The sequence below is a fragment of the Allosphingosinicella sp. genome (genome assembly GCF_036387215.1).
Taxonomy (GTDB): domain Bacteria; phylum Pseudomonadota; class Alphaproteobacteria; order Sphingomonadales; family Sphingomonadaceae; genus Allosphingosinicella.
Genome location: NZ_DASVUE010000019.1, coordinates 1 through 3,105 on the forward strand (window position 1 = coordinate 1; position 3,105 = coordinate 3,105).

General features: G+C 67.8%; 4 protein-coding genes. All 4 read right to left on the bottom strand.

Features of this window, described 5'->3' with window-relative positions; translation table 11 throughout:
* The coding region (egtD, locus tag VF662_RS00700) for an L-histidine N(alpha)-methyltransferase (RefSeq protein WP_464136488.1) at positions 1-944 on the bottom strand (944 nt) is incomplete at its 3' end.
* A complete protein-coding gene (gene egtB, locus VF662_RS00705) occupies positions 944-2,203 on the bottom strand; it encodes an ergothioneine biosynthesis protein EgtB (RefSeq protein ID WP_464136491.1) in 1,260 nt (419 codons plus the stop codon). The genes egtD and egtB, both read right to left, overlap by 1 nt.
* A gap of 61 nt (positions 2,204-2,264) precedes the next feature.
* The gene (locus VF662_RS00710; RefSeq protein ID WP_464136493.1) at positions 2,265-2,840 is read right to left on the bottom strand and encodes a cob(I)yrinic acid a,c-diamide adenosyltransferase; all 576 of its coding nucleotides are present in this window, start codon (positions 2,838-2,840) and stop codon (positions 2,265-2,267) included.
* Entirely contained in the window at positions 2,841-3,047 is a 207-nt protein-coding gene (locus VF662_RS00715) for a twin transmembrane helix small protein (protein ID WP_464136497.1), read from the bottom strand.
* Positions 3,048-3,105 lie beyond the last annotated feature (58 nt).

The window sequence follows — 3,105 nt, forward strand, 5'->3', positions numbered from 1 at the left end:
TCGGCCTCGGCGAGGATGAGGACGAACTGCTCGTCGGCGTCGGTCCACTCCTCGACGACGCCCCAGCCTGCCGCGCGGAGCAGCAGTCGGGCGTCGCGGAAGCCGTATTTGTGGCTGTTCTCGGTGTGGATCGTCTCCCCCCTGGCGAAGGAGAAGGCATGGCCGGCGATCATGAACTCGACGTCGCGGACCGCCTCCAGGTGCATCTCGATGCGGCTCATCCGGTCGTTCCAGATCGCGCGGTGGCGGAAGGCATCGACGGGGATATTGCCGCCGAGCTCGGAATTGATCCGGTGAAGGAGGTTCAAGTTGAACTCGGCAGTGACGCCCGCCTCATCGTCATACGCGCGGATGAGCACGGCCGTGTCCTTGATCCGGTCCATGCCGATCAGGAGCCACGCGCCGTCGCCCAGCGTGTCCTTCATCGCCCGGAGCAGGTCGACGGCGGTGCGCGGCACAAGATTGCCGATCGTCGATCCGGGAAAAAAGCCGAGCTTGGCGGTTCCGTCCACCTCGGCCGGCAGAGTGATCGGCTGCATGAAATCGGCCTCGACCGGATAGATCGGGAGGTCGGCGAAGTCGCGCTGGAGCGAGGCTGCGGAGTCGCGGAGGAACTCGCCGGAAATGTCTATCGGGACGTAAGCGGAGGGGCGGGCGCAGCCGAGCAGGATCGGCGTCTTGGTGGACGATCCGGAACCGAACTCGACCACGACCCCGCCGGTGCCGGCGATCCGCGCCACCTCGGGGCAGGATCGTTCGAGCAAGGCCCGCTCCGTGCGCGTCGGATAATATTCGGGAAGCTCGGTGATCGCTTCGAACAGCTCGGAGCCGCGCCGGTCGTAGAGCCAGCGTGCGGGGATTGCCGGGATCGGCGCCGAAAGCCCGGCAAGCACGTCGTCCCGGAAGGCCGGATCGGCGGCAGCGATCGCGCGCGGCGCATCCATCAGAGGTCGCGCGCCAGGCGGAGGCCTGAAAACTGCCAGCGCTGATGGGGATAGAAGAAGTTGCGGTAGCTCGCCCGGCTGTGCCCCCGCGGAGTGGCGCAGCTCGCGCCCTTCAGGACGAACTGCCCGCTCATGAACTTGCCGTTATATTCGCCGACCGTGCCTTCGGCGGGCCTGAAGCCGGGATAGGGGAGGAAGGCGCTCATCGTCCATTGCCAGACGTCGCCGAACGTCTGCCGCGGCGCCGGGCCGGCGGCGGCAATCTTCGGGCGGACCGGCCCCGCCGAGTCAAGCTGGTTGCCGCCTGCCGGGTCGAGCCCCTGCGCCGCCGCCTCCCATTCCGACTCGGTCGGCAGGCGGGCCCCGGCCCAGCGCGCGAATGCGTCCGCCTCGTAATAGCTGACATGGCAGACCGGCTCGGCCTCGTTGACCGGCCGCAGCCCGTCGAGGCCGAAACGCTGCCAGCCGCCCTCGCCCCGGCGCCAGTAGAGCGGCGCCTCGATCCCGTTCGCCTGCACCCAGGCCCAGCCGTCCGACAGCCAATGGTCCGGCCGCTCGTAGCCGCCCTCGGCCATGAAGCGCAGCCACTCGCCGTTGGTGATCAGCCGGTCGGCAAGCTCGTGCGGCCGGAGGAACACCTGGTGGCGCGGCCCCTCGCAGTCGAAGGCGAAGTCTGCGCCGCCATGGCCGATCTCCACGAGGCCGATCCTCCCGCGCACGCCGCGTATCGCGGGTGCTGCTCCGGTCACCTCCGGCTCTTGCGGCCAGATCGCCGGCGCCAGCGGGTTCTCGGCAAAGGCCGCCAGCATGTCCATCAGCATCAATTCCTGATGCTGCTCCTCGTGATTGAGGCCGAGCTCGACGAGCTGGCGTGCCGCGAACGGGAGATCGCCCGCCGCGGCGACCAGCGCGCTGTCGACATGGTCGCGATAGGCGAGGATCTGGTCGAGGCTCGGGCGGCTGAGCATACCCCGCCTGGCGCGCGGCTGCCTCTCGCCTTCGCCCTCATAATAGGAGTTGAAGAGATACGGCCAGCGCTCGTCGAACGGCCTGTAGCCGCAGACATGGTCGCGCAGCACGAAGGTCTCGAAGAACCAGCTGGTATGCGCCAGATGCCATTTGGTGGGCGAAGCGTCGGGATGCGGCTGGATGGTCGCGTCGGCGTCCGACAGTGGGGCGGCGATCTCGCGGCTAAGCCTCCTGATCGCGCGGAACCGCTCCGCGAGATCGTCCGCCCTCGGCCTCACCTGCGTCGCCATACGCTCTCCCGGCGCAATGTTTACGGGAGCAGGCCCGGACTTTCCAAGAAGATAATCCAGATCAGGAACCGCGCGTGGCGCCCGGCTGCCACAATATGTCCCCTCCCTCGCCTTTGGCGGCGAGGCGGGCGAGCACGAACAGATGGTCCGACAGGCGATTGATGTAGATGAGCGCCTGCGGGTTGAGCGCCATTGCCGAGGCGGCCGCGACTGCCGTGCGCTCGGCGCGCCTGACGATCGAGCGGGCGAGGTGAAGGTGCGCGGAGCCTGCCCCGCCGCCGGGAAGAATGAAGCTGCGGAGCGGCTCCAGCGCCTCGTTCATTCCGTCGATCTCGCGCTCCAGCCGCTCGGCCTGCTCTGCGGTGATCCGGAGGGTCATTTCGCCCGGCGTGAAGTCCTCGCCCGGCGTCGCGAGATCGGCGCCGAGATCGAACAGCTCGTTCTGGATCCGGCGGAGTATCTGGCGGTGCGCGTCGTCCGACACGTGGAGGAGAGCGATGCCGATGGCGCTGTTCGCCTCGTCGACGTCGCCGATCGCGGCGATGCGGAGATCGGCCTTCGAGACGCGCGAGCCGTCGACCAGGCCGGTGTCGCCGCCGTCACCCGTGCGGGTGTAGATTTTGTTGAGCTTGACCAATCAGGATCCGGAGCCGCGGGCGACGAGGATGAACAGGATCACGAAGATGATCGCCACCGCCTGCAGCATCACGCGCTGGCGCATCAGGCCTTGGCTGCGGACGCCGGTAATGTCCTTGCCCTGCGCCATCCCGACCACGCCCTTCACGAGCACGTAGAGCGTCGCCAGCGCGGCGAGGATGATGAGGATCATGAGGAAGGTTTGCATGATGCTTATCTAGGATGCGGACGCCGAATATCCACCCGGCAATTGGCCCATACGAAGG

Bases quoted from the DNA above. Each gene is read 5' to 3' on its own strand.
- egtB (WP_464136491.1), bottom strand. From the start codon at position 2,203: ATGGCGACGCAGGTGAGGCCGAGGGCGGACGATCTCGCGGAGCGGTTC.
- VF662_RS00715 (WP_464136497.1), bottom strand. From the start codon at position 3,047: ATGCAAACCTTCCTCATGATCCTCATCATCCTCGCCGCGCTGGCGACG.